The organism is Bifidobacterium mellis (assembly GCF_000967265.1).
GTDB classification, from domain to species: domain Bacteria; phylum Actinomycetota; class Actinomycetes; order Actinomycetales; family Bifidobacteriaceae; genus Bombiscardovia; species Bombiscardovia mellis.
On sequence record NZ_KQ033885.1, the window covers coordinates 1,630,600 to 1,655,189 of the forward strand.

General features: G+C 65.6%; 20 protein-coding genes and 1 tRNA gene. 3 read left to right on the forward strand and 18 right to left on the reverse strand.

All coding sequences use genetic code 11. The features are described 5' to 3' along the window. Positions 1 to 19: 19 nt before the first annotated feature. The gene (locus tag JF70_RS06985) at positions 20 to 781 is read right to left on the reverse strand and encodes a biotin--[acetyl-CoA-carboxylase] ligase (RefSeq protein ID WP_052690788.1); all 762 of its coding nucleotides are present in this window, start codon (positions 779 to 781) and stop codon (positions 20 to 22) included. A gap of 522 nt (positions 782 to 1,303) precedes the next feature. On the opposite strand from JF70_RS06985, the gene JF70_RS06990 reads away from it, so the two are divergent. Further along, positions 1,304 to 3,196 carry a DUF6020 family protein gene (locus JF70_RS06990; protein WP_156149637.1) on the forward strand — a complete coding sequence of 631 codons (1,893 nt, stop codon included), beginning with the start codon at positions 1,304 to 1,306 and terminating at the stop codon, positions 3,194 to 3,196. Continuing rightward, positions 3,193 to 4,425, forward strand: coding sequence for a PucR family transcriptional regulator (locus JF70_RS08605; protein ID WP_052690790.1), 1,233 nt, complete (start codon positions 3,193 to 3,195; stop codon positions 4,423 to 4,425). The genes JF70_RS06990 and JF70_RS08605 overlap by 4 nt, the downstream gene beginning before the upstream one ends. A 74-nt stretch (positions 4,426 to 4,499) precedes the next feature. Here the strand turns inward: JF70_RS08605 and rplA are convergent, their stop codons facing one another. The 12 genes from rplA to dapE form a co-directional block, all read right to left on the reverse strand. After that, positions 4,500 to 5,189, reverse strand: coding sequence for a 50S ribosomal protein L1 (rplA, locus tag JF70_RS07000; RefSeq protein WP_029678147.1), 690 nt, complete (start codon positions 5,187 to 5,189; stop codon positions 4,500 to 4,502). 64 nt (positions 5,190 to 5,253) lie between these two features. Then, positions 5,254 to 5,685 carry a 50S ribosomal protein L11 gene (gene rplK / locus JF70_RS07005; protein ID WP_045935776.1) on the reverse strand — a complete coding sequence of 144 codons (432 nt, stop codon included), beginning with the start codon at positions 5,683 to 5,685 and terminating at the stop codon, positions 5,254 to 5,256. Between the two features lie 138 nt (positions 5,686 to 5,823). Further along, a complete protein-coding gene (gene nusG, locus JF70_RS07010; protein WP_045935777.1) occupies positions 5,824 to 6,666 on the reverse strand; it encodes a transcription termination/antitermination protein NusG in 843 nt (280 codons plus the stop codon). Positions 6,667 to 6,696: 30 nt separating this feature from the next. Further along, positions 6,697 to 6,921, reverse strand: a complete 225-nt coding sequence (gene secE / locus JF70_RS07015; RefSeq protein WP_029678149.1) for a preprotein translocase subunit SecE — start codon at positions 6,919 to 6,921, stop codon at positions 6,697 to 6,699. Between the two features lie 44 nt (positions 6,922 to 6,965). After that, positions 6,966 to 7,041, reverse strand: a tRNA-Trp gene (locus tag JF70_RS07020). Between the two features lie 120 nt (positions 7,042 to 7,161). Continuing rightward, positions 7,162 to 8,370, reverse strand: coding sequence for a pyridoxal phosphate-dependent aminotransferase (locus JF70_RS07025; RefSeq protein WP_045935778.1), 1,209 nt, complete (start codon positions 8,368 to 8,370; stop codon positions 7,162 to 7,164). A 43-nt stretch (positions 8,371 to 8,413) separates the two neighbouring features. Beyond that, a complete protein-coding gene (proB, locus tag JF70_RS07030) occupies positions 8,414 to 9,556 on the reverse strand; it encodes a glutamate 5-kinase (protein WP_045935779.1) in 1,143 nt (380 codons plus the stop codon). Beyond that, the gene (gene obgE, locus JF70_RS07035) at positions 9,553 to 11,232 is read right to left on the reverse strand and encodes a GTPase ObgE (RefSeq protein ID WP_045935780.1); all 1,680 of its coding nucleotides are present in this window, start codon (positions 11,230 to 11,232) and stop codon (positions 9,553 to 9,555) included. Before obgE ends, proB begins: the two co-directional genes overlap by 4 nt. 141 nt (positions 11,233 to 11,373) lie before the next feature. Further along, entirely contained in the window at positions 11,374 to 11,625 is a 252-nt protein-coding gene (gene rpmA, locus JF70_RS07040) for a 50S ribosomal protein L27 (protein WP_015022457.1), read from the reverse strand. Between the two features lie 32 nt (positions 11,626 to 11,657). Further along, on the reverse strand, positions 11,658 to 11,966 hold the full coding sequence (gene rplU / locus JF70_RS07045) for a 50S ribosomal protein L21 (RefSeq protein ID WP_024626855.1): 309 nt from the start codon (positions 11,964 to 11,966) through the stop codon (positions 11,658 to 11,660). Positions 11,967 to 12,121: 155 nt separating this feature from the next. Beyond that, complete coding sequence (locus JF70_RS07050) at positions 12,122 to 14,797, reverse strand: Rne/Rng family ribonuclease (protein ID WP_045935781.1); 2,676 nt, start codon at positions 14,795 to 14,797, stop codon at positions 12,122 to 12,124. Positions 14,798 to 15,033: 236 nt separating this feature from the next. After that, positions 15,034 to 16,263 (reverse strand): succinyl-diaminopimelate desuccinylase, encoded by a 1,230-nt coding sequence (dapE, locus tag JF70_RS07055; RefSeq protein WP_045935782.1) that lies wholly within the window; start codon positions 16,261 to 16,263, stop codon positions 15,034 to 15,036. 144 nt (positions 16,264 to 16,407) lie between these two features. On the opposite strand from dapE, the gene JF70_RS07060 reads away from it, so the two are divergent. Beyond that, on the forward strand, positions 16,408 to 17,352 hold the full coding sequence (locus JF70_RS07060) for an AEC family transporter (RefSeq protein WP_045936215.1): 945 nt from the start codon (positions 16,408 to 16,410) through the stop codon (positions 17,350 to 17,352). Between the two features lie 23 nt (positions 17,353 to 17,375). Here JF70_RS07060 and JF70_RS07065 read toward each other — a convergent pair whose 3' ends face one another. The 5 genes from JF70_RS07065 to argS all read right to left on the reverse strand — a co-directional run bounded on the left by JF70_RS07065 (position 17,376) and on the right by argS (position 24,575). After that, on the reverse strand, positions 17,376 to 18,725 hold the full coding sequence (locus tag JF70_RS07065; RefSeq protein ID WP_082069451.1) for a Maf family nucleotide pyrophosphatase: 1,350 nt from the start codon (positions 18,723 to 18,725) through the stop codon (positions 17,376 to 17,378). Further along, complete coding sequence (thrB, locus tag JF70_RS07070) at positions 18,715 to 19,767, reverse strand: homoserine kinase (protein WP_045936217.1); 1,053 nt, start codon at positions 19,765 to 19,767, stop codon at positions 18,715 to 18,717. The genes JF70_RS07065 and thrB overlap by 11 nt, the downstream gene beginning before the upstream one ends. Further along, on the reverse strand, positions 19,767 to 21,107 hold the full coding sequence (locus tag JF70_RS07075) for a homoserine dehydrogenase (protein ID WP_045935783.1): 1,341 nt from the start codon (positions 21,105 to 21,107) through the stop codon (positions 19,767 to 19,769). Before JF70_RS07075 ends, thrB begins: the two co-directional genes overlap by 1 nt. 111 nt (positions 21,108 to 21,218) lie before the next feature. Continuing rightward, entirely contained in the window at positions 21,219 to 22,790 is a 1,572-nt protein-coding gene (locus tag JF70_RS07080; protein WP_045935784.1) for a diaminopimelate decarboxylase family protein, read from the reverse strand. Positions 22,791 to 22,817: 27 nt separating this feature from the next. Next, entirely contained in the window at positions 22,818 to 24,575 is a 1,758-nt protein-coding gene (gene argS / locus JF70_RS07085; RefSeq protein WP_045935785.1) for an arginine--tRNA ligase, read from the reverse strand. Between the last annotated feature and the right edge of the window lie 15 nt (positions 24,576 to 24,590).

Genomic DNA, 24,590 nt, shown 5'->3' on the forward strand with positions numbered 1-24,590 from the left:
GTATGAGCAGGATGGGGATTTAGGCCCCCACAGCGGCCACTTCGGGCAGGATGCCCACGTCTGCCGTGGACACGTCAACCTGGCCGCCGTCGGGCAACCGCACCCGCAGGGAGGCGTCCGGATTGATCTGCAGGGCACGGCCCTCCACGTGCTCACCGGCCACAGGAACGACCCTGACCCGCCTGCCCAGCGTCCAGCTGAGTGCGGCAATCCGCGAGCGCAGTCCCTGCGGCCCGTTCAAGGTCCTGTCCAACGCCCCGTCAATGCCGAAGGGGGCCATCTCCCCGCTCAGGTGCCAGCTGATGGCGTCGACCAGATCGTCGCGCAGGGTCTGGTAGTCGGGCAGGCCCTGGTAATGCAGCTGCAGGGATGTTGACTGCGCAATGGGCAGCGCCTGCCGGGGCAGAAGGAGGTTGATGCCGATGCCGACAGCCAGGGCCGACCAGTCCTGATCCACCCGGACCAGTTCGCAGAGGATGCCCCCCAGCTTGGCCCCGCGGCAGAACAGATCATTGGGCCACTTGAGGGTCAGGACCCGTTCAGGGTCGCCGCCGTCGGCCAGCGGGCAGCCGTGGTGCTCAAGCACGTCCTGGAGGCCTTCCAGAGCGGCCAGTCCCGCCACCATGGGCATCCATCCGCCAAAGGGTCCGGTCAGCAGGCTGGTGGGCAGCGGCAGGGCCCAAGTGGCCAGCAGGGAGCGTCGGGGCTGATTGACCCAGGTTCGGGCAAGACGACCGCGGCACCGGGACTGCGCATCCGCAACCGCTACGCTCAGCGGCATGGTGCTCCCCCCGGCGCCCGGCCATCGCCGAATACCTTTACTTGCGACTCTTCCCTCGTATCGTGTAGTCGTAGAAACACCCTGGAGGGCATTTTTTCGAGGCCTATCTTCGGCTTTTCCCCTTGTGCCAGAGGCCAGTCCCTTCACGGTCCCCGTGCTCGTCGTCGATTCACCGCCCCCAAACAGCCGCTCGACCCGGTCGCGCGCATCCGAATACGTCGAGGCTTCCAGAGCATGAGCCACGAGCGTATTGGTCGAATCGACGGTGTCGAGCACCACGATCGAGGAGATTACGCCACTGTCCAGCGATGCCGATGGCTGCCACTTGATATTCTGATGAGGCACGCGTTCCACTATACGGCACAAGGGGTCAGCCCTGGTAGCGAGCCACCCACAAAAGCGGCGGCCGGTTTTTGTATCTTTTCACAGGGGACCCCTGGATGGCCCTGAGCGCATCCTCGGATGGGCACTGGATAAAATGGGGAAGCCGTAGACCAGGCACGACCCGCGAAAGGGGTTCTTTTGAGCGCAGACAGCGGAAGGGCGCAAGCGAGAGAGGCGGGCGAACAACCTGTGCAGACATCCGCCTTGCAGACCGGGAGGCCTGGTTCCCGTGCATCCCGGACCGTCGGCCTGGTCCTGGCCCTGCTGGCCTGCCTCTGGGTTGCCTTCTGCACCGGTCTGGGCCCCATCTACCGTCAGCAGGGTTCGCTGACACAGGTGGGCTTGCCCCAGGTGCTTATCATGCTGGGCACCCTGGCCGTCTGCCTGGCTGCAGTGCTGGTCTGCCGCCGGATTCTGCTGGGTCGCGGGCCTATCAGGATGCCACAGCGATTGACCGTCCTGGCACAGCGCCCGCGGATGCGTGCCTACGCGGCCTTCATCACCAGACAAACCAGCGGCTGGCGGCCCATCATGCGTCTGCTCCTGCTGGGATGGGCCTGGGCCTTTCTTACCCTGCTGGCCGCCTACGGGGCCGACCTGTACGCACAGGCCCAGGAATGCGCCAACTTCCTGGCCCAGCTGCAGGGCGATCAGCCTCCCTACGGCGGCAATGCCTTCACCCAGATGGACGTCTACCCCATAGGCCACTACCTGTGGCCGGGGCACCCCACCTTCCTGACCGACCAGCACAACATGGTGCTGACCTTGTTCTACGGGATGACCATCATGGCCTCCAACCATCTGACCGGATCCTATGATGCGGGCATCGTGCTCCTGGCAGGGCTGCAGGTGATCTTCGCCGCTTTCTGCTGCGCCGTCACTGCCGACCGCTTCCTGCGCGGGAGCGGAACCGAACATGTCGGGGCACTGGCCCGCACCCTGGTCATGCTCTTCTTCCTCCTCTCCCCCTTCGTGGTCTTCAGTACCTTCAGCCTGACCAAGTCCCCCCTCTTCGCCTTCGCCTTCATCTGGTGGTTCGGCATCTGGCACCAGCTGGAGTCTGTGGACAAGAACTCACCGCTCTACGCCAGCCAAACGGTCCGACTGCGGCCCGCCCTCGCCTTGAGCACCCTGATCATGCTGATCAGCGCCAAGTACGCCCTCTACATCGTCCTGGCCCAGCTGGTCCTGGCCCTGATCGTCCACCGTCGCCAATGGGCCACCATCCTGATAGGGCTTCTGCTGCCCCTGGTCCTGTTCACGGGGGTGACCGGGGCTCTGACGGCTACGGGGACGGTCATCCAGGGTGACCCTGTGGAGAGCCGCAGTATCCAGCTGCAGCAGATCGCCCGGGTGGCCCAGCGCAACCCCCAGGGAATTCCGGCCCAGGCGAGGGCCGACCTCGAGCCCATCATGGACCTGGACAATGCCGCCATCCAATACACCCCCTGGGAGGCCGACCGGGTCAAGTCCTCGGGCAACCAGCCCAAACTGATCGTCTATCGCTGGAGGACCGTCACGCCTGAGCAGCTGTCCCGGCTGAATCGGGCCTGGCTCCAGGTGGGACTGCGCAACCCGGTGATCTACCTAGATGCCTTCATGGCCGAGTCCTACGGCTACTTCGACCCCGGCGACCCTGCATACGTAGCCATGTCCTACTACCTGAACAACGGCTACGTGCAGAACTCGGGCTCCTGGCTGGCGGCCTGGTGCCACGACTGGCGCAACGGGGTGACCGGATTCGTCAGAACTTGGGCCGACACCCCCCTGCTGGGCCTGGTGGCGCGTGCCAACTTCTGGGTGGTGGCCGCCCTGCTGCTGATCGTCGCCCGCCTGGCAGCCGGTCACTGGCGCGGGGCCCTCCGCTGGTTCCCCCTCCTGCTGATCATGGGGGTCATGATCACGGCCCCAGCCAACAACTTCGAACGGCACATGCTGCCGGTGGACATGGTGGTGCCCTTCCTGATCCTGGACATGGTCCGAGAGAGCCGCCGTGCCCGTACCGAAAACCTGATGGATCGGCCGACATGATCGGCAAGCCGAAGCGGTCCAGACCGAAGGACGACGACCCTGCCGAGGCGCAGCAAGCTCGCCAGGTACCTGCCGCCTCCGATGCCGCCATGGAGCGGATCCTCCGGAAGACGCTGGACCATCTGGAGGAGGCGCTGCCCTGGGCCAGGTCCCTGCCCGCCGACGGGCGCAGAACCTTGGAGGGGGCCATCCGAACAGCTCTGGACGACCTGCTGGCCCGACTCGACTCCCAAGGCAAAGAAGAGGGCGAAGTCCCCTCCCCCGTGCCAGCCGAACTCTCCAGGAGCCTGGGCCCGCACCGGGCCATGGAGCTGACCCGGGTCATTCTGGACATGCTTGAGGAGGCTGGCCGGACCATGGAGGCCGAAGGGGAACGGTCCACGCTGGTCTACGCCCGTCATGCCGCCACCGCAGCAGCCGGTCTCTACGCCGACCTGGCCGAGGCGCGGAGCGGGCGTAAAGCCGTCACGGAATCCAGGATCATTCGGCATCTGATCGAGAAAACAGCAGACACACGGACCGTTGACGATTTGGCCCGGCTGGGCTGGCCGACCGAGTTCGACTGCTTTGCTGTCGTTGGCGAGGCCCGGGGCAACGATGACGGACAGGGCATGGAGAACGCCCGCCAGCCCATCCATACCACGGTGGCTCATGAAGGCGGCAGGGCCTTGGTGGGCGAGAGCGATGGGCTCATGACGGTCCTGATCAATCCCGACCGGTCGGGCACCCCGGCAGACTTCTGTGCCTCCATCCTGCGCTTCTACGCTGACGGATCAGCCGTCTGCCTGGGACCTCTCCGCCATGGAATCTCCGGTGCGGAAGCCTCCATCGGAGCCGCACTGAGCACCCATGCGGCGGCTCCAGCAGTGGCCGACCCCATCACCGCCGCCCTGCCCAGACCACTGCACGCCGACGACCTGCTGCCTGAACGAGCCCTGAACGGGGACAGGGACGCTGCCGACCAGCTCTACCAGGAGGTCTATCTGAGCCTGGCCGGACAGGATCCGGACGGGCCCCTGCCGACCACCCTGCTCACCTTCCTGCGCTCGGGCAACTCGCTGGAGGTCACCGCCAAGAAGCTGGGAATCCATCCCAACACCGTGCGCTACCGGCTCAGGCGCTGTGTGGAAGTAACTGGCTGGGACGCCATGGACCCGCGAGAGTCCTTCGTCCTCCAGGCAGCCCTGATCATCGGCAGAATCCGCAGGTCGCATCCGGGCGCCGACTGACTGGCACCTGGCCAAGATATAAAAAGAGCGGGGACCCGAAGGTCTCCCGCCCTGGAAGTATCAGCCGAACCGGCTCAGAGCACCGCGATGTCCAGAGGAACGCCCGGGCCCATGGTGGTGGTGACAGTGGCCTTGGTGATGTAACGGCCCTTGACCGTGGCCGGCTTCAGGCGCTTGATCTCCTCGTCGACCGCGTGGAAGTTCTCCTCCAGAGCCTGCTGCTCGAAGGAGACCTTGCCCACGGGGAAGCTCAGGTTGCCGTTCTTATCCACACGGAACTCGATACGTCCGGCCTTGATCTCGGTGACCGCCTTGGCCACATCCATGGTCACGGTGCCGGTCTTGGGGTTGGGCATGAGGCCACGGGGACCAAGCACGCGGCCCAGACGGCCGACCTTGCCCATCATGTCGGGGGTGGCCACCACGGCATCGAAGTCCAGGTAGCCGCCGGCGACCCTGGTCACCAGCTCGTCGTCGCCCACCTCGTCGGCTCCGGCCTCGGCGGCTGCAGTCGCCTGGGGGCCACGGGCGAAGACCAGAACGCGCACGGTCTTGCCGGTACCGTTGGGCAGGCTGACGGTGCCGCGGACCAGCTGGTCGGCCTTACGGGGGTCCACGTTCAGGCGGTAGACGGCCTCCACGGTCTCGTCAAACCCGCGCTTGGGCATGCTCTTGAGCAGGGCGATGCCCTCCTCAGGGGTGTACAGGTTGGTGCGATCGACCTTCTCGGCCGCCTCGCGGTACTTCTTGGAACGCTTGGTCATCTGCTTCTCCTATCAGCAGTCGCGGTGCGGGCAAGCGTATGCCCTACCGCTCACAACGAAAATTTCAGTCGGTGACGGTGATGCCCATGGAACGGGCGGTGCCTTCGATGATCTTCATTCCGGCCTCGACGTCACGGGCCGACAGATCCTCCATCTTAGTCTGGGCGATCTCGCGGACCTGGGCCTTGGTGACGGATCCCACCTTGGTGGTCAGCGGGTTGCCGGCACCCTTGGAGACACCGGCCGCCTTGCGCAGCAGGTCGGCTGCCGGCGGGGTCTTGGTGACGAAGGTGAAGGAACGATCCTCGTAGACGGTGATGATGCAGGGGATGACCTGGCCCATCTTGTCCTTGGTGGCATCGTTGTACTGCTTGCAGAAGTCCATGATGTTCACGCCGTGGGAACCCAGTGCCGGGCCCAACGGGGGCGCGGGGTTGGCCTTGCCGGCCTCTATCTGCACCTTGATCAGCGCGGTGACTTTCTTCTTTGCAGCCATATGCTGGTTCTTCTTTCTACGAAGCGGTGATGTCGGAGACCATGGGTCCCCTCCCGCAACCTGTTCTTTCCAAATGCGCTCCACAGGGGAACGCAAGCCTAACGATTATCGCATCGACCGGGGACCGGCCGACGGCGCTCAGACGATCTTCTCGACCTGGTCGAATCCCAGCTCCACAGGGGTGTCCCTGCCGAAGATGGAGACCAGAACGGTCAGCTTCTGTGTAGTGGGCTCCACGTCGGAGACCACGGCGGCCATGGTGGCGAAGGGTCCTTCGGTGACGGTGACCTGATCGCCGACGGCGTAGGAGACCTCCACCGTGCGCTTCTTGGCGGCCTCGGGCTTGTCCCCAGCGGCCTTCAGGGCCTCGGAGGCAATCATTGGGGCCATCATCTGGACGACTTCCTTGCGTGTCAGCGGAGCCGGCTCCTTGCTGGGGCCGACGAATCCGGTGACGCCCTCGGTGTCGCGAATGATGCGGCGGGCGTTCTCGTCTGGCCACATGCGAATCAGCACGTAGCCCGGCACACGAACCCGGGTGACGACCTTCTTGCCCTTGTCGGTGTGCTTCTCGACCTCTTCCATGGGAATCTCCACCTGGAAGACCTTGTCCTCCAGGCCGAAGGAGGCCACGCGGGACTCCACATTGGCCTTGACGCGCTTCTCGTAGCCCGAGTAGGTGTGCAGAACGTACCACTTGCCCTCAAGGGTACGCAGCTTCTTGGAGAACTCGTCCACGGCACGCTGACCGGGATCCTCCTGGTCGGCCTGGTCGTCGGAATCGGAAGAATCGTCCTGGGTGTCCTTGGCCTGGGCGGATTCGGCGGGTGTGCCGTCCTGCCCGGCCTGTTCAGAAGGGGACCCGAGAGACTGATCCTGGACCTGGGCATCCTCCTGCGTGGGGGCATCGTCGGACGCCGACGGGACCGACTCGGCGGCCTGATCGGGGTCCAATCCCTCTCTGGTCAGATCATCACTCATGGATCACTCCACCTTCTACCTTGTCACGGCTCAGCCAAATATCAGGAAGGCCAGTTTGCCCAGCCCGAAGTCCATCACGGTCACGAAGACCATCAGCAGCAGCACAAAGATGAAGACGGCCACGGACCAGCCCACCAGTTCCTTGCCCGTGGGGGTCACGACCTTGCGGATCTCATCGATGACCTGCTTGATGAAGAGCCCGATACGCATGAAGAAGTTCGGCTTGGCTTCCTCAGCCCCATCCTTCTGTGCCATGGTCATCCGTCCTTCGTTTGTTCTGCATCATCTGCTGCAAGCCTTGGCAGGGAAGGCGGGACTCGAACCCACAACCTACGGTTTTGGAGACCGTTGCGCTACCAATTGCGCCACTTCCCTATCGGAACTTTCCACCAGCCTACTCGGCAGGGAGGAAAAACCGCCAAATCGCTAGTTTAGCCTAAAGGGTGGATTGAGTCCAACCGTGTTGCCCCGATAGCATTTTGCCCAGGAGCCGGATCAGACGCTGGTCCATTCCCCAAGTCGCCGCATGCCCTCGGCCAGGTCGTCGTCGGCCAGCGCGTAGGAGAAGCGCAGGCAGCCGGGCGCGCCAAAGGCCTCACCAGGCACGGCCGCCACCTGGATCTGCTCCAGGATGACCTCGGCCAGCTCGCCCGAAGTGGCGCAGACCGTGCCCTGCGGACCCACTGGCCGATTCAGCAGACCGGTCACGTCGGCAAAAGCGTAGAAAGCGCCCAGGGGTTCAGGGCAGGTCACCCCCTCCATGGCATTCAGGGCATCCACGATGGCCCGTCGACGCAGTGCGAAGGCCGACCGCATGGCCTCAACGTCCTCCAGACCGCCGGTCAGGGCAGCCAGAGCCGCCTGCTGGGAGACGTTGGCCACGTTGGAGGTCATATGCCCCTGAAGCTTGGCGGCCGCCTGGGCCACCGGCAGGGGTGCAACCAGCCAGCCCACCCGCCAGCCGGTCATGGCATAGGTCTTGGCAACGCCGTTGACCACGATCAGCTGATCGCGCACCTGCGGCACCAGAGCGCCCGGATAGGGGGTGCCCGCCCCCTGGTAGGTCAGGTGCTCATAGATTTCGTCGCTGATCACCCAGATCTGGTGTTCCATGGCCCAGCGGTCCACGGCAGCCACCAGGTCGTCGTCCCAGATCGCCCCGGTTGGATTGGCAGGCAGGTTGAGGATGATGGCACGTGTGCGCTCAGTCCGGACCGCCTCCAGCTGTTCCAGCCTGGGGATATAGCCCTGGTCGGCTCCGCTGAGCACCGGGACCGGCCGACCGCCAGCCAGCAGGACCATCTGGGGATAGCTGGTCCAATAGGGTGCGGGAATGATGACCTCATCGCCAGGGTTCAAGAGGATCTGGAAGGTCTCGTAGACGGCCTGCTTGCCGCCGTTGGTGACCACCACCTGATCCGGGTCGATCCGGTAGCCCGAGTCGCGCAAGGTCTTGTCGGCGATAGCCTGCTTCAATTGGGGCAGACCAGCCGTAGGCGTATAGCGGTGGTTGCGCGGATCCAGACAGGCGCGGGCCGCCGCCTGCACGATGTGGTCAGGCGTGGGGAAGTTGGGTTCGCCGGCACCGAAGCTGATCACATTCATGCCCTGGGCCTTCATGGCCTTGGCTTTTGAATCCACGGCCAGGGTGGCACTGGGGGCCACCGCATCTATGCGTCTGCTCAGGGTCTGCCATTGCGCCATAGTCATGCTGCCATGCTACCGCCCAGCACCCCCAGGGCTGTGCTCAGACCAGGACCAGAGAGTCCCGATGCACCAGCGGGTGGGCATAGTGGGCACCCAGCCGGCGGCGGAGCTCCTTGGTGTTCAGGCCCAGCATGTCCTGGGCCTCCTCGGAGTCGTAGCCGGACAGGCCCTTGGCCACCTGGTGACCGGACTCATCGTGGATCCAGACCGGGTCCCCGGCCGAGAACTCACCCTGGACCGATCTGGCACCAGCTGCCAGCAGACTGGCCCTTCCGCCGCGCAGGGCTTTGACAGCCCCCTGATCCACCAGATAGCCACCCCGGGGCCGGGAGGCGAACTTGATCCAGAGCCGGTGCGAGGAGCCCCGCGGACGGATGGGGGCGAAGAGGGTGCCCACCCGGTCCCCGGCCAGGGCAGGACCTGCAAGGTCGGCGCGGGTCAGGACCACGGGCATGCCGGAGGCCGCAGCAATCCGAGCCGCCTCCAGCTTGGTGGACATGCCCCCGGTTCCCAGCCCGGAGACGGAACCCTGGGCATCCACCTGGTCCATGATGGCCGCCACATCGGGCACGAAGCCGATTCTGCGCGCCCCTGGCCTGGATGGGGGCTCGGTGTAGAGGGCATCCACATCAGTGAGCAGGACCAGGGCATCGGCGCTGACGATGTTGGCAATCAAGGCCGAAAGATGGTCGTTGTCGCCGAATCGAATCTCGTTGCTGGCCAGGGCATCGTTCTCGTTGACGATGGGGGTGACCCCCAGATCCAGCAGACGGCAGAGGGTGCGCCGGGCGTTGCGGTACTGGACGGCATGGGTGGTGTCACGGGCGGTGATCAGAATCTGGCCAACACTAAGGCCATAGCGGGCGAAGGCGGTCTCGTACTGGGCCATGAGCAGACCCTGGCCCACCGAGGCCGTAGCCTGCTGGGTGGCCACGTCACCGGGGCGTTGGTCAAACCCCAGGGTGCCGAAGCCGGCGGCGATGGCCCCGGAGGTGACCAGGACCAGGCGAGCGCCATCCAGAGCAGCCGAGGCCAGGGCCCCTACCAGCGAGCGCAGGCGGCCAAGGTCCAGGTGCCCGTGGGGATCGGTCAGGGAACTGGATCCCACCTTGACCACCATGGTGCGGGCCTGGGCCACCCGGGAGCGGACCGCTGCCTCGTCGGATCCCTCCCCTCCGGTCATTGCCCGGCCTCCTCCGAACCGGCGGACTCCGAGTCCCCGCGCCCCAGCAGACCCTGCCTGTCGTGGGGATCGTCATCCACGGTGGGGTCGGCCCAGTGCCCCTGGCGCCGCTCCTGCTCCATGACCTGACGCACCGCCTGCCGGGCATCCATCATCTGGTGGTACTGGCGGCGGCGCTCGCTGTTGGTGCGACGACGGTTGAGCCCCTGGCTCTCCTCCAGACGCAGATCACGGCCCCGGGCCACCTGGGGGGTGCCGTCCAGCATTTCGGCGCCGGCCGCCACGCTCGGATCCCAGTCGAAGGCCACCGCATTGTCACCAGGACCGATGCGGACCTCGTCCCCGGGTCTGGCTCCGGCCTTGCGCAGGGCATCCTCCACACCCATCCGGGCCAGGCAGTCGGCCAGATAGCCCACGGCCTCCTCGTTGTCGAAGTTGGTCTGGCGCACCCAGCGCTCGGGCTTGGCTCCGCAGACCCTGAACCAGGTCTGTCCGGACCGGGTCTGATGCCGCTCAAGAGTGAAATCGCCGGACCGGTCGCCACTCCTGCGCCGCCGCTCCAGGGGGTGGATGACCACGCGCTCCTGCTGCCTGGCTTCCTGCTGCTCCTGCAGCTGCCTGCGCAGACGGTCCACCAGACCGGCCAGGTAGTAACCCAGTTCCTTGAGCCCCTGATGCGAGGCTGTGGAGACTATGAAGACCTTGAGACCCAGGGCCTCGAAGTCAGGCCTTACGAATTCGGCCAGTTCGCGGGCCTCCGGCAGGTCGGCCTTGTTGAGGATGATCACCCTGGGCCGCTCGGCCATGGGGATGGCCCCCAGCGGAAGCTCCAGGCGGTCGGCATAGCGGGAGAGCTCCTCCTCCAGGGCCCGATAGTCGCTCATGGGGTCCCGATCAGGCTCCAGGGTGGCGCAATCAATGACGTGGGCGATGATCTCGGTGCGCTCGATGTGCCTCAGAAACTCCAGCCCAAGGCCCTTGCCCTGGGACGCCCCCGGAATCAGCCCTGGCACATCGGCCATGGTGAAACGGCTCTCCCCTGCCTGGACCACGCCCAGGTTGGGTACCAGGGTAGTGAATGGGTAGTCGGCGATCTTGGGCCGGGCCGCGCTCATGGCCGCCACCAAGCTTGATTTGCCTGCGCTGGGGAAACCGACCAGGGCCACATCGGCGATGGATTTGAGCTCCAGCACCAGGTCGCGTTCCTGCCCGGGGTCCCCCAGCAATGCGAAGCCGGGGGCACGTCTGGCCTTGGTGGCCAGGGAGCGGTTGCCCAGGCCTCCCACGCCGCCCTGGGCCGCCACGAACCGGTCCCCTGCATGAGCCAGATCGGCCAGGCGCTCACCCGGATGCTTGCGCTCGCCCTGGCCGCCCTTGGCGGTGAAGACCACAGTGCCCACAGGGACCGGCAAAATCAGATCCTGGCCACGGCTGCCGTCCTTGTCGCCGCCCAGACCCATGGTGCCTGATTCGGCCTGGCGATGCGGCAGGAAGCGGTAGTCCAGCAGACTGGTGGCGTTGGCATCGGCCTGAAGAATGACCGAGCCGCCCTGGCCGCCATCGCCCCCATCGGGCCCGGCCAGGGGCTTGTACTTCTCGCGGCGGATGGAGGAAGCCCCATTGCCGCCGTCGCCACCCTTGACATGGACGGTGACCTGATCCACAAATGCACTCATAGGGGCCCATGGTACTCAATCCGGCCTGACATGCGGCCCCTGAGAGCTGAATGCCCGGCATCTCCATACATAGGCAGAACATATGCAAAAAGGCCACCCCCATGACAGGGATGGCCTCTGGCCGATGCCGATAAGGGGCAATCAGGCGGTAAGCACGTCAACGACCTTGCGGTCACGCCGGTTGGCGAACCGAACCGTTCCGTCCGTCAGGGCGAAGAGGGTGTGGTCCTTGCCCAGGCCGACGTTCTGGCCGGGATGGAACTTGGTGCCACGCTGACGAACGATGATGTTGCCGGCCACTACGGCCTCGCCGCCGAACTTCTTGACGCCCAGGTACTGTGCATTCGAATCGCGCCCGTTGCGTGAGCTGGACGCGCCCTTCTTATGTGCCATGTCTGGTTCCTTTCCTACCTCGACCTAGGCCCTCAGGCGATGGCCGTGATCTTGACCACGGTCTGCTTCTGGCGGTGGCCCTTGCGGCGCGCCACGCCGGTCTTGTTCTTGAACTTCTGGATGTTGATCTTGGGGCCCTTGGCCTCGTCGTCCACAACCTCGCCCTTGACGGAGATCTTGGCCAGATCCTTGGCGGCCATGGTCACCTTGGATCCATCGACGACCAGCGCGACCGGAAATTCGACCGACTCGCCCTTCCTGGCAGCCAGACGGTTGACCGTGATCTGGTCACCGACCTCGACCTTCTCCTGATGGCCTCCGGCCTTCACAATCGCGTACATAGCCCTACCTTGCCTGTTGTCCAAAGCTGTATGCGCCCGGCATCCGAGTCCTGCCATGCGATTGACGGACCCGTCCAGACACCAGCTAACCAGTATAGAAGCAAACACACCGCGTCGTCAAATGTGCCTGCCCCGCCGACAAAACGAAATTCAGTTTATGACTCCTTGGCGACATCCGCCGTCCCAGCCTGGGCATCGTCCTCGTCCGACGCCGCCTGGGCCGCCGCAGCGATCCTGGCCAGCTTGGCCTTGACGGCAGGAGTCGAACCTGTGGACAGGGTCTCCTTGGCAGAGGAGCCATGCCCATGCTTGTTGGTCTTGACGAAGGGATCGCCGCCCTTGACCGCGTATGGATCGGCATAGGAGGCGGAGATGGTCGGCTTGTCGTGGAGGATGAAGCCTCGGCCATGGCAGGTGGGGCACTCCTCGGAGAAGGCCTCGACCAGACCCTGGCCCACCCGCTTGCGCGTCATCTGCACCAGCCCCAGGGAGGTGACCTCGGCCACCTGATGCTTGGTGCGGTCCCGGGCCAGGCACTCCACCAGGCGGCGCAGGACCAGGTCGCGGTTGGCCGGCATGACCATATCCACATAGTCGATCATGATCATGCCGCCGATGTCGCGCAGGCGCAACTGCCGGGCGATCTCCTCGGAGGCCTCCAGGTTGCAGCGGGTCACCGTCTCCTCCAGGGACTTGCCCTTGCCGATGAAGCGGCCCGTATTCACATCGATGGTGGTCATGGCCTCGGTGCGGTCAATGACCAGGGAGCCGCCGGAGGGCAGGTAGACCTGGCGCTCCATACCCTTGCGCAGCTGGCTGTCGATGCTCCAGCGGTCGAAGACATCCTTGCCCTGGTGTTCGGCCGGATCCCAGTGCTCAAGCTTCTCCTCCAGGTCGGGCGCCATGGTCTCCAGGTAGTTGCGGACCCTCTCGTAGACCCCCTGGCCCTGGACCACGAGCTTGGCGAAGTCGTCGTTGAAGATGTCGCGGACCACGCGGATGGCCACGTCCGGCTCACCCTGCAGAAGCTTGGGGCGCTTGCCGTGCAGGAACTCCTTGCGCTTGTCCTCGATCTTGCTCCACTGACGCTGCAGGTTCTCCAAGTCCTTGGTCAGGGCCTCCTCGCTGGCCCCTTCGGCCGCGGTTCGGATGATGACGCCCATGTCCTTGGGAGCCACCCTGGAGACGATGCTCTTGAGGCGGGAACGCTCATGGTCGGGCAGCTTGCGGCTGACACCCGTCATGCCTCCCGAGGGGACCAGGACCAGGAAACGGCCGGCCAGCGTGACCTGCGAGGTCAGGCGGGCGCCCTTGTGGCCGATGGGGTCCTTGGTGACCTGGACCAGCACGGGGTCGCCGGACTTGAAGGCCAGCTCGATGCGCCGGGGCTGGCCCTCCAGACGGGTGGAGTCCCAGTTGACCTCGCCGGCGTAGAGCACGCCGTTGCGGGCCTGGCCGATGTCCACGAAGGCGGCCTCCATGCTGGGCAGGACGTTCTGGACCCGGCCCAGGTAGATGTTGCCGACAGTGGAGACCTCCTGGATGTCGGAGACATAGTGCTCGACCAGGATGTCATCCTCGATGACCGAGATCTGGGTGTGGTGCTCCTTTTCGCGCACCACCATCAGACGGTTGACGTTTTCACGGCGGGCCAGGAAGTCCTGCTCGACCAGCTGGGACTGACGGGAACGCTCGCGGCGGTTGTCCCGCCGACGCTGCTTCTTGGCCTCCAGGCGGGTGGAGCCCTCCACGTCGGTGATCTCGTCGATATATTGCTGCTTGCGCGAACGGCGGGTGCCGGACTCCTCGGACTCGCCCTCAGCGGATTTGGAACCCCTGCGACGGCGACGGCGACGGGTCAGCGGAGCCTCGTCCTCGTCATCCTTGTCCTTCTCCTGCTCGTGCCCGCGACGGCGGCGACGGGTGGAAGCGGACTTCTCGGAGTCCTCGTCATCGCTCTTGCAACGGCGGCGGCGACGGGTATGGGTGCCGGACTCCTGCTGGTCCTCGTCCTGCTCCTGGTCCCCGTCGACCACGAAGGTGATGCCCTCGTGGTCCAGATCCTCCTCGATGCGCTCCACCTCGTCGGCGGCCCTGCGCTCCTCGGCGTTGAGCCTGCGGGAACGGCGCGAGCCGCCCTCCGAAGTGTTCCTGGACCTGCTCCGGCGGGAGGTCTTGGATGACTGCTCGGTATCCTCGTCCTCCTCATCCCGTTCCTCGCGCTCATCCTGCTCAGGCCGGGAGGCGGGTATGACGGGCTCTTGGAAGAGCAGGGATGTCATGGGGCGGGGACGAGAGGCACGGGCGGCGCGCGGACGCTCATCCTGCTCCTCGGCTTTCCGGCCTGTTCTCTGGCTGCGGCCCGATGTCAGAGCCTCCACAGCCTCGAGGGCACGTTCCTGACGGTCCTGATCAGGTTCGCCCTCCGGGGCATGCTCTTCGGTGCGTCGACGGGCAGTGGTTCGGGCGCGACGACGAGTGGTCGTCCTAGTCGGCTTGGACTCGCTCTCGTCCTCCTGGGCATCCTGGCTGGAGTGTTCCTGCACACTCTGATCGGCAGCCTGATCCTCCTTGGGCTTGCGGGTGCGACGACGACGGGTGGCGGAGGGCTTGGACTCGTCCTCCTCCTTGGGCTTGCGGGAGGTCTTGTGCTTCTCGGCCTCGACCTTCACGGGCACGTCGGCACCAGCGGCACCGGCCACCCTGACCACACGCCGCCCAGAGCGGCGACGAGTGCCGGAACCGGTGGTCTGGTCGACCTGCCGCCCCTGCCCATCACTGATGGCGGGCCTATTCTCCTGGGTATCCTCATTATTCGTTTTTTCGGGCACAATGCTCCTTGCGGCACGCCGCCTCGCGCCGCTCTCACGGTTCCGATCCGTCCTCACGCTGCACTCTCACTGCAACCGCGCACCTACGTACGCCCGTTCGAAACGCCTTGGCAAAAAGTCTTCCTGACGCAGGCGGACACCGACGCCCGTACGGATCACTGGGTCTCCGTCCGGGGGGATCAACGCCTACGCTGCAAGTGGTCAGGCAGAACCACCGTCATCTAGTATGGCACAGTTCAGCGGCCATCAGGTCCATTGAGCCACTCGACCAGTATCGCCTCCAGCCTGACCAGGTCATCCAGGGGCACCTGTTCGTCGGCCTTGTGGGCCAGCAGGGGGTTCCCCGCGCCCAGATTGACGGCTGGTAGGCCGAGGGCTGAAAACCGCGCTACATCGGTCCATCCCAGCTTGGCGCGAGGCTGCTGACCCGTGGTCCGGGCAACCAGGTCCGCCAGCGAACTCGCCCATGGCGAATCCAGACCCGGACGGGCCGCGGGAGATTCATCGCACATGCGCACCGAGAATCCCTGGAAGACCCCGCCGCGGGCCATATGCTCGCCATTGCCCAGCTCGGCGCCTGTCCCCTGGCCCATCATCAGCTCCTTGGCCTGGGCCAGGCTCTTGTCGGGGGCGAACCGGTAGTTGACATGCACCCGGCAGCGGTCGGGAATGACGTTGGTGCCCAGACCGCCTTCGATCATGGTGGCGTTGAGCCCCTCCCGGTAGTCCAGGCCGTCCACCCGAACCGTGGCCGGACGATACTGCTCCAGCCGGTCCAGAATGGGCGCGGCCGCGTGGATGGCATTGCTGCCCATCCAGGAACGGGCGGAGTGGGCCGCCGTACCATGGGTGATCAGGTCGAATCGCATGGTTCCGTTACAGCCGGCCTCGATGGCGCAGTCGGTGGGCTCGCCGATGATGGCGAAATCCCCCTGCACCCAGTCGGGGTGGACGGCCACCACCCGACCCAGCCCGTTCAGGTCGGCCTGGACCTCCTCATGGTCGTAGAAGACGAAGGTCAGGTCATAGACCGGCTCCTGCAGGGTGAGCGCCAGATGGAGGAAGACGGCATCCGAGGCCTTCATGTCGGCGGTACCCCGGCCGTAGAGCACCCGGGATCCGGGGTGGGCGGCGGCCGAATCGGTGCGGATATGCGGATCGCCGGGCTCCAGCCAGCGCGGGGGCAGGTTCCCATCCACGGGCACGGTGTCCAGATGCCCGGCAAGGACGATGCGGTGGGGACGGCCCAGCTGGGTGGAGGCCACGACCGTGTCGCCCAACCGTCGGACCAAGAGACCAGAGCGTGAGGACAGGGCCCTCTGGACGGCATCGGCCAGGGCGGTTTCCTGACCACTGACCGAAGGCAGGGCGGTCATGGCCTCCAGTATGCTTGCCAGGGCCTGGGCTGGTTCTGCCCCCCGGGCGCCGGCGAGAAGATCAATATCCGTCTGTGTGTTCTTGGCCATAATGCCATGCTAGCGGGCCGAAGGAGCGCGGATGGACCTGCAGCCGCAAGCATGGGCTCCGGGTGGCACAATGGGGACGACGGAAGCGGTGGCCCTCCGCCTGGGAGGCCGCCGTCCACCATGCGAGACGAGGAGGATGCCGGAGTGCCTGGACTGCTCAGTGCCATGGAAGGATTCTTCATCATCGGCGTGGTCATCGCCGTGGGCTATGTGGCCGCTCGCTTCCATGTAGGCGGTCCCACGGCCCAGCTGGTGCTCAACAAATACTCCTTCTTTGTGTCAACGCCCTGCCTGATGTTCGCCATCCTCTCCAAACAGAAGCTGTCGGTCATCTTCCACCCCAGCATCATCGTGGCCTTCCTGTCGGCGGCGGCCGTGGGTCTGCTCTTCGTGGCCCTGAACGCAACCAGCTTCCACCTGCCGGCCGCCGAAGCCACCATCGGCGCTCTCGACTCCCTCTATTTGAACTCCAACAACATCGGGCTGCCTGTAGCCACCTATATTCTGGGCAATCCCACACTGGTGGCACCCATCCTGGTCATGCAACAGGCCCTGTTCACCCCCATCGGATTGACCGTTCTGGACGCGACCACCTCCGGCAAGCTCTCGGTCAAAACCATCCTCAAACAGCCTCTGAAGCAGCCCATCCTCATCGGCTCCATAGGCGGCATAGTGATATCGGCCATCAGCGCCCAGGTCGGTCATTTCGTCATCCCCGACTTCGTCTACAAGCCCATCGACATGATCGGGCAGTCGGCCGTGCCCATGATCCTCATGGCCTTCGGCATGTCCCTGCGGGGTTCGCGACCCATGGGCCAGGGCACCGACCGTCGTGCCACCCTGTGCGCGGTGATCCTGAAGAATCTGGTCATGCCCATGATCGCCTACCTGCTGGCCCGGTTCATGATGGGCTTCAGCGGGGCTGAGCTGTACGGGTGCGTGGTTCTGGCGGCCCTGCCCACCGGCCAGAACGTCTACAATTATGCGGCCCGCTACGAGGTGGGAACCACCTTCGCCAGGGATGGCATCCTGCTGAGCACGATCAGCTCGCCCGTGATCATCGCCCTGGTCGCCCTGCTCCTGAGCTGATACGCCTGAACAAGGCCTCCTGCTCAGCCTTCGGCCGCCAGGGCCTCCAAGCGTTGCCGGAAGTGCGGCCAATCCTGTCCGAAGGCCTTGAGCAGGGGCAGGTCCACGACCTTGTCCAGGTCCACCCATTCCAGGGCGATGCTCTCGTCGTCATTCATGCGGGGATCGACCTGGTGGCCGGGACGCTCGAAGGCCAGGATGGTCGTGTAACCCCAGGGACCGTGGTCCTCCAGGTAGGAACCCACCACCTGGATGTCCTCCGGGCGGATGTTGGCCTCCTCATAGCTCTCGCGCAGGCCGCCCTCCAGGGGATTCTCCCCGTCGGAGATGGCGCCGCCCGGCACGCCCCAGGTGCCGCCCTCGGCGCTCCAGCGGGCCCGGTGCTGCAGAAGCACGCTGACGGGTGCGCCCGTGCGGGCATCACGCCTGGCCAGCAAGACGCCGGCAGCCCCGTTGAGCCCCCAGTGCCGCCTGCCACAGGCACAGTCCACCCACCCGTCGCCAGGCTGGTGGACGTTCTCCGCAGGGGCGACCAGCCCCTCAGAGCCATGCGTCGATCCGTCTGCCTGCTGCCGCTCGGGCAGGACCCGCTGGGCCCACAGGTCAGGCCAGGAGACGCCCAGCTCCTGGGCCAGGGCGCGCAGGGTGGGCATGCTCAATCCCATCACTCCGCTGGGATCGCCCTGGATGCCCTGGATGAAAGCGCTGCCCAACCCCTCCAGGGTGAAGGAGCCGGCCACCTCCAGGGGTTCGCCGGTGGCCACATAGGCCTGCATGGAGGCCCGGTCATAGTCTCCGAAGGTCACTTGGGCGCTGCTGACCGCCCGGACCCGTCGGCCGGTGGCCAGATCAATCAGACAGTGGCCGGTGACCAGGGTGCCTGTTCGGCCGCGCATGGCCATCAGCCGTTCCAAAGCACGCCCCGGCTTATGGGGCTTGCCCATGACGGCGCCGTCCACACTGAACAGCGAGTCGCACCCCAGCAGGAGGGGCCCGCGCCCGGCTCCGAGCATCCCGCCCCAGGTCCCGATGACCTGGCTCATGGGATCCCTGGAGGATGCATCCGAATCGTCCTGGCTCACAGGCCTAAAAGTGACCAGGTCGCCCCGCGAGCGCCTTTCGGCATCCTTGACGGCATCCATGGTCGTTTGGACAGCCGAAGCCTTGGCCTCAGCCAGGACGCTGACCCGTTCGCGCACATCCAGGTCTTCCAGATGACAGCCCAGTTCACTGGCCCGTTCCGCCAGGACGGCCGGCTCATCCACCTTTGAGGGTCGGATGATGGGGTCGATGCCCGCCTGGACCAGAAGCCGACGCCTTGAGGGGGAGGACGATGCCAGGATGAGCGGGATATGCCTGTCTTCAGTGTTCACGATTGCCTTCCTGGTCCCGTTCCACCTGGACCCCCTTGCCATCCACGTCCAAGGACAGGATCCGCCAGCGGCCGGAATCCAGATAGTCCTTGGCAAGGATCCGCAGCTCGTTTTCAGCATCCCCGTAGTGCAGGACGATAATGCAGGGCCCGGCTCCGGAGACTGCCGCCGCATAACCCTGACGGCGAAGGAGCTGCAGGAGCTTGGTTGAGGAGGGCATGAGCCCGGCCCGGTATGGCTGATGGAGCCGGTCCTGGGTGGCTACGAAGAGCAGGGCGTTGGCCCTGGCAGGCTGCTCGGCTGCCTCTGTCGTCAGGTCATCCAGGGACCCGGGGTTCAGAGCGCCGGGGATCAGGGCCACCCGCGACAGGTTGTGGACGGCATCCGCGTAAGGCACCCGGTTGGGCAGGGCCTGCCGGGCCTTCTGCGTGGACAGATGGGCGCCAGGGACGAAGATGGTGGCTTTGATGGCCGGGTCCACCTTGTAGCGCAGGGTGTGGTAGCCGCCCTCCAAGGGCGCACCCCCGGCTATGGGCAGGGAACCCACACCCTCGCCGGTGGCCAGATCGTAGGAGACGGTCAGACCCCCGTAGACGGCAGGCGCCACGTTGTCGGGATGCCCCTCGATCTGGGCGGCCAGTGCGAAGACGGCATCACGACGCAGGGGACCGGCGTGGGCGAAGGCCGCAGCCGCCGCGATCCCGGCCACGATGGCCTCGGCGCTGGATCCCAACCCCCTGGCCTGGGGGATGCGGTTGACGGCGCGCATGATGAAGCCGAACCTTGGCAGCCCGAAGACCTGGCAGGCCCGCCGGAAGGCGGAGACGACCAGATGTGTCTCGTCTCGGGGCAGGGTCCGCTCGCCCTCACCCTTGATAACGACGTAGGCGGTGGTGTCGCCCGGGTCCACGGAACGGGTGAAGACGATCTCGTCATGGTAGTCCAGCGCAAGGCCGACCGCGTCAAAACCTGATCCCAGGTTGGCGCTGGTGGCCGGCACACGCACCCGCACAGTGGATGGACCCTCTGCAGCAGCGGTCATCATTGGGCCTGCCGATCGAAGACACGCAGGATGGATGCCTGCCCGGTGACCGAATCGAAGGTGGAAATCCGCTCGACCACCCGCCGCAGGGTCACCTCGTCGCACAGGTGGGTGACCACGCGCAGCTGCTGGATCTCGCCGCTGTAGCCCGGGTCATGCAGGGTGGGCTTGATGTCCTGGTTGACTCCGTTGATGGAGATGCCCGCCTCGGAAAAGACCTGGGCGATGGCCGCCAGCACGCCAGGCTTGTCGTGAATGAGGAAACGGACGGCAAAGGCGGCCCGGGATGCATCCAGCGGAGCCATGGGGATGTTGGCGTACATGGGGATCCCCGGACCCATGCCATGCTGGACGATGTGGCGGGCCTCGGTGACCACGTCCCCCACAACGGCTGATGCTGTGGGCGCTCCCCCGGCACCCCGGCCGTAGAACATGAGGTCGTCGGCGGCCCTGGCGGTGACAAAGACGGCATTGAAGCTGCCATGGACCGAGGCCAGAGGGTGGCTGTCGGGAATCAGCGCCGGGTAGACCCGGGCGGAGATGCCCTGTTCGCCACGTTCGGCCACGGCCAGAAGCTTGATGACCCGGTGTTCGGTCTGTGCTGCCGCAATATCGTCAGCGGTGATGGCGCGGATGCCCTCCACGGGGACATCATCCAGGCGCACATCGGTATGGAAGGCCAGCGTGGCCATGATGGCGGCCTTGGCGGCTGCATCCAGCCCGTCCACATCGGCAGTGGGGTCCGCCTCGGCGAAACCCTTGGCCTGGGCGTCGCGCAGGGCCTGGTCGAATTGAAGACCCTTGGTGGTCATCTCATCCAGAATGTAGTTGGTGGTCCCGTTGACAATGCCCACCAGGCTGGTGATGCCGTCACCCACCAGGGATTCGCGCAGGGGCCGCACGATGGGGATGGCCCCGCCCACGGCCGCCTCGAAGTAGATATCGACGCCCCGCTCTTCGGCAGCCCGGTAGAGCTCGGGACCGTGCTGGGCCAGCAGGGCCTTGTTGGCGGTGACCACGCTGGCTCCGGACTCAATGGCCTTGAGCAGCAGGGTGCGGGCCGGCTCGATGCCGCCGATCAGTTCGATGACGATGTCCGCCCGGGTGACCAGACCGGCTGAGTCTGTGGTCAGCAGGGACGGATCGATCCAATCAGCCTTGACCTTGTCGGGGTGGAGGACGGCGATGCCCACCAGCTGCAGGGGACGACCCACTCGGCTGGCCAGATCCTGGCTCTGCTCCACCAGGAGGCGAGCGGTCTGGGAACCCACGGTCCCTGCCCCTAGAAGTGCTATGCGGATAGGCCTGACGGCCTCCTGCTGCTGCGTATTCGTGGGCATATGGATCCTCCATCCGCCCCAACGGGGCCTGTCACCGGGTGTTGCTCCATCTTAGAAAGCCAATCCGACACCCGTATCCACCCCGGCGGCCGTTTCCATCCGGAACGGGACTCATCCCTGGTCCAAGGCCAGCAGGTCATCCATGGTCTGCCGCCGCAGCATCAGATGGGCACCGGACTGGTCCAGACCTACCACGGCGGCGATCAGGGCCTGGTTGTAATTGCTGGCCATGGTCCGCCCGTAGGCGCCGGTCACCGGCACCAGGAGCAGGTCACCCCGGCGGATGTCCGCTGGCAGGGCCACATCCTGCACCAGGATATCCCCCGATTCACAGTGCTTGCCCACCACACGGGCCTGGATCCGGTCCCCGCTGCCATGTCTGTTGGCCAGAACAGCGGTGTATTCGGCCCCGTAGAGGGCCGGACGGATGTTGTCGCTCATGCCGCCGTCAACCGAAACATAGGTACGCACGCTTCCGTCGGACAGGGGGACGGGCTTGACGGTGCCCACCCGGTACAGGCTCATGCCACAGGGGGCCACGATCCAGCGGCCGGGCTCGAAGGCGATGACCGGCATGGGCATGCCCAAGCGACGGTTGATGGCGACCATGTCAGCCCCCAGACTGGTCAGGGTCTGGTCCAGGTCCATCCGATCCTCATCCGGGGTGTAGGGCACGGAGAAACCGCCGCCCAGATCCACCTCAGGCATCAGGTATCCGTCGGTGGCCCAGAAGGTGTGCCGCAGCAGCATCATGCGCCGGGCGGCCTCGATGAAGGCCGAAGAGTCATGGATCTGGGAGCCGATATGGGTGTGGATGCCCACCAGCTCCAGTTCCTTCTCGTGGGAGCGAATTTCCTTAAGCAGGGCGATGGCCGGGCCGTCGGCCAGGACGGACATGGCTTTGATCCGGGCGGGATCAGCCGGTTCAAGGGGCCCGTTGGCAGCGGAATACAGGGCCGAAGAGGAAGGTGAGAGTACGGAATCGACAGGAGTCGAGGAACCGTTGTTCTTGGTGGCCGCCGAAATCGCTGCCCCAGTCTGTTCGCAGGTACCAGGCTCAGGCCCAAGGTCCAGCAGGCCCACATCGGTGCCCTGGGGCAGCAGGGGAATGCCGAACTTCTGATCCTCGTGGGCAGTGGAGATGTACTCGTGGCCGCCTGCGTGCACCCCCACGGTCACCCGGAGCATGACCTTGGCGCGACGTCCCTGCGCCCTTGCGGCAGCAGCGATTCGGGCAGGCTCGTCAGGCGCATCGATGACGATGGCCCTGTAGCCCTCCTTCACAGCCAGGTCGATCTCCTGGTCGGACTTGTTGTTGCCGTGCAGGACCAGGCGGCGGCCAGGGGCGCCGGCGGCCTGGGCAATCAGCATCTCGCCCAGGGAGCAGGTGTCGATATCCAGCCCCTGGCGCAGCATGATCCGCACGGTCTCCTTGCTGAGGAAGGCCTTGCCGGCGTAGCTGACCCTGGTGGTCGCACCACCCAGATCCCGCAGGGCCGCCTGACGGAAGGCCGAGGCCCGTTCCGCCATCATCGCGGTATCCATCAGATACATGGGGGTGCCGTAACGCTTGGCCAGATCCTCCATGGAGCACCCGTGCATGGTCAGCATGCCCTCGCTGTCCCGCTGCAGAGCTCCAGGCCAGAACCCGTCGGGCCCCAGCCCGCACATCCCTGTTTCCATCGACGACCTCCCGGTGACCTTGAGGGTTTACATACGGTCCGGGGCCTGGACGCCCAACAGACCCAGACCGTTGGCGATGACCTGCTGCACGGCGTCATTGAGCCGAAGACGCGCCGCCGCACGGGCCGGCTGTGGATTCCTGTCCTCGTCCTGGTCCAAATCCGCCCGGCCAGTGGGCTCCATGGGCACCACGCGCTCCAGGTTGTACCAGCGGTGATATACCCCAGCCAGCTGCTCCAGGTAGTGGGCCACCCGGTGGGGGGCCTTCTGGTCGCCGGCAGTCTGAACAACATTGGGGTAAAGAGCCAGGACGCCCAGAACATCGTTGTCGGCGGCAGTGTCCAGCAGGGACAGGTCGGCCCCGGACCGGTCGATGCCCGCCTGTGCTGCGTTCCTATCCACATTCTTGGAACGGGCGTGTGCGTACTGCACGTAGTAGACGGGGTTGTCGTTGGTATGCGAGGCCAGCAGGTCCAGGTCGATGTCCACGCTCTGGTTGTAGTCGGTGCGGGCCAGGGAATACCGTGCGGCATCCACACCCACGGCATCCACCAGGTCGTCGATGGTGACCACGTTGCCTGCCCGCTTGCTCATGCGCACGGCCTGGCCGTCCTTGATGACGTTGACCATCTGGCCGATCAGGATCTGCATGTTCACGCCGGGGGTGTCTCCGAAGGCCGCGCAGATGGCCATCATCCGGCCGATGTAGCCATGATGGTCGGCACCCAGCATGTAAATGGCCTCGTCGCAGGGATCCTTGGCCCTGCGCCGCTTGTTCAGGTAATAGGCGATGTCTGCCGCCACGTATGCTGCGTTACCGTCGGACTTGATGATCACCCGGTCCTTGTCGTCGCCGTAGGTGGTGGAGCGGAACCAGGTAGCCCCGTCCTTCTCGAAGATGTCGCCCTTGGCCCGCAGCTCATCGATGGCCCGGTCCACCTGGCCGGACTCGTACAGGCTGTTCTCATGGAACCAGACATCGAAGTTGACCCGGAAGTCACGCATGGACTGCTGGATCTCGGCGAACATCATGGGCACGGCCCGGGTGCGGAAGGCCTCACGCTGGGGGCTGTCACCCTCGGCGCCGTCCTCGTCGCGCACCCTGGGCATGGCCAGGATATCCTGCCCCTGGTCGGCCGCTTCCTTGACCACCCGAGAGGCAATCTCATCAATGTAGGAGCCCTTGTAGCCGTCAGCAGGCACAGGTTCGCCGTGGGCCGCCGCCACCAAAGAACGCGAGAAGCGGTCGATCTGCGTGCCGTGGTCGTTGAAGTAATACTCCCTGACCACCTTGGCGCCGTTGGCCTCCAGGACGCGGGCCATGGAGTCGCCTACAGCCGCCCACCGTGTGCCGCCGATGTGGATGGGACCCGTGGGGTTGGCGGAGACGAATTCCAGATTGAGCGTGCGCCCGCTCAGGTGATCGTTGCTCCCGAAGGCGGCTCCCGCCTCCAGGACCGCATCGACCACAGCGGCCGCCGAGGCCGAATCCAGGGTTATGTTGATGAAGCCGGGACCTGCCACGTCCACCTGGGCGATCCCGTCGGCCTCCCGCAGGGCCTCGGCCAAGGCCTGCCCCAGTTCGGCAGGCCTCATGCCGGCCTTCTTGGCCAGCTGCATGGCGATGTTGGTGGACCAGTCCCCGTGGGAGCGGTCCTTGGGGCGCATGACCGCCAGATGGTCGGCGTCAGGAACCATGTCTGGCTCCAGGCTTCCCAGGCGGCCTGACTGGGCCATCTTGGCGGCGGTCGAAGAGATGATACGGGCAAGTGCTTCAGGACTCATGCCCTCAAGTCTAGC

Coding starts and splice junctions, on each gene's coding strand:
- proB (WP_045935779.1), bottom strand. CDS start 9,556: ATGACCGGAGGGGAGGGATCCGACGAGGCAGCGGTCCGCTCCCGGGTG.
- rpmA (WP_015022457.1), bottom strand. CDS start 11,625: ATGGCACATAAGAAGGGCGCGTCCAGCTCACGCAACGGGCGCGATTCG.
- JF70_RS07080 (WP_045935784.1), bottom strand. CDS start 22,790: ATGGAAACAGGGATGTGCGGGCTGGGGCCCGACGGGTTCTGGCCTGGA.
- nusG (WP_045935777.1), bottom strand. CDS start 6,666: ATGAGTGATGATCTGACCAGAGAGGGATTGGACCCCGATCAGGCCGCC.
- argS (WP_045935785.1), bottom strand. CDS start 24,575: ATGAGTCCTGAAGCACTTGCCCGTATCATCTCTTCGACCGCCGCCAAG.
- secE (WP_029678149.1), bottom strand. CDS start 6,921: ATGGCACAGAAGGATGGGGCTGAGGAAGCCAAGCCGAACTTCTTCATG.
- rplU (WP_024626855.1), bottom strand. CDS start 11,966: ATGTACGCGATTGTGAAGGCCGGAGGCCATCAGGAGAAGGTCGAGGTC.
- thrB (WP_045936217.1), bottom strand. CDS start 19,767: ATGACCGCTGCTGCAGAGGGTCCATCCACTGTGCGGGTGCGTGTGCCG.
- JF70_RS07025 (WP_045935778.1), bottom strand. CDS start 8,370: ATGGCGCAATGGCAGACCCTGAGCAGACGCATAGATGCGGTGGCCCCC.
- dapE (WP_045935782.1), bottom strand. CDS start 16,263: ATGGCCAAGAACACACAGACGGATATTGATCTTCTCGCCGGCGCCCGG.
- rplA (WP_029678147.1), bottom strand. CDS start 5,189: ATGACCAAGCGTTCCAAGAAGTACCGCGAGGCGGCCGAGAAGGTCGAT.
- JF70_RS07075 (WP_045935783.1), bottom strand. CDS start 21,107: ATGCCCACGAATACGCAGCAGCAGGAGGCCGTCAGGCCTATCCGCATA.
- rplK (WP_045935776.1), bottom strand. CDS start 5,685: ATGGCTGCAAAGAAGAAAGTCACCGCGCTGATCAAGGTGCAGATAGAG.
- JF70_RS08605 (WP_052690790.1), top strand. CDS start 3,193: ATGATCGGCAAGCCGAAGCGGTCCAGACCGAAGGACGACGACCCTGCC.
- obgE (WP_045935780.1), bottom strand. CDS start 11,232: ATGAGTGCATTTGTGGATCAGGTCACCGTCCATGTCAAGGGTGGCGAC.
- JF70_RS06985 (WP_052690788.1), bottom strand. CDS start 781: ATGCCGCTGAGCGTAGCGGTTGCGGATGCGCAGTCCCGGTGCCGCGGT.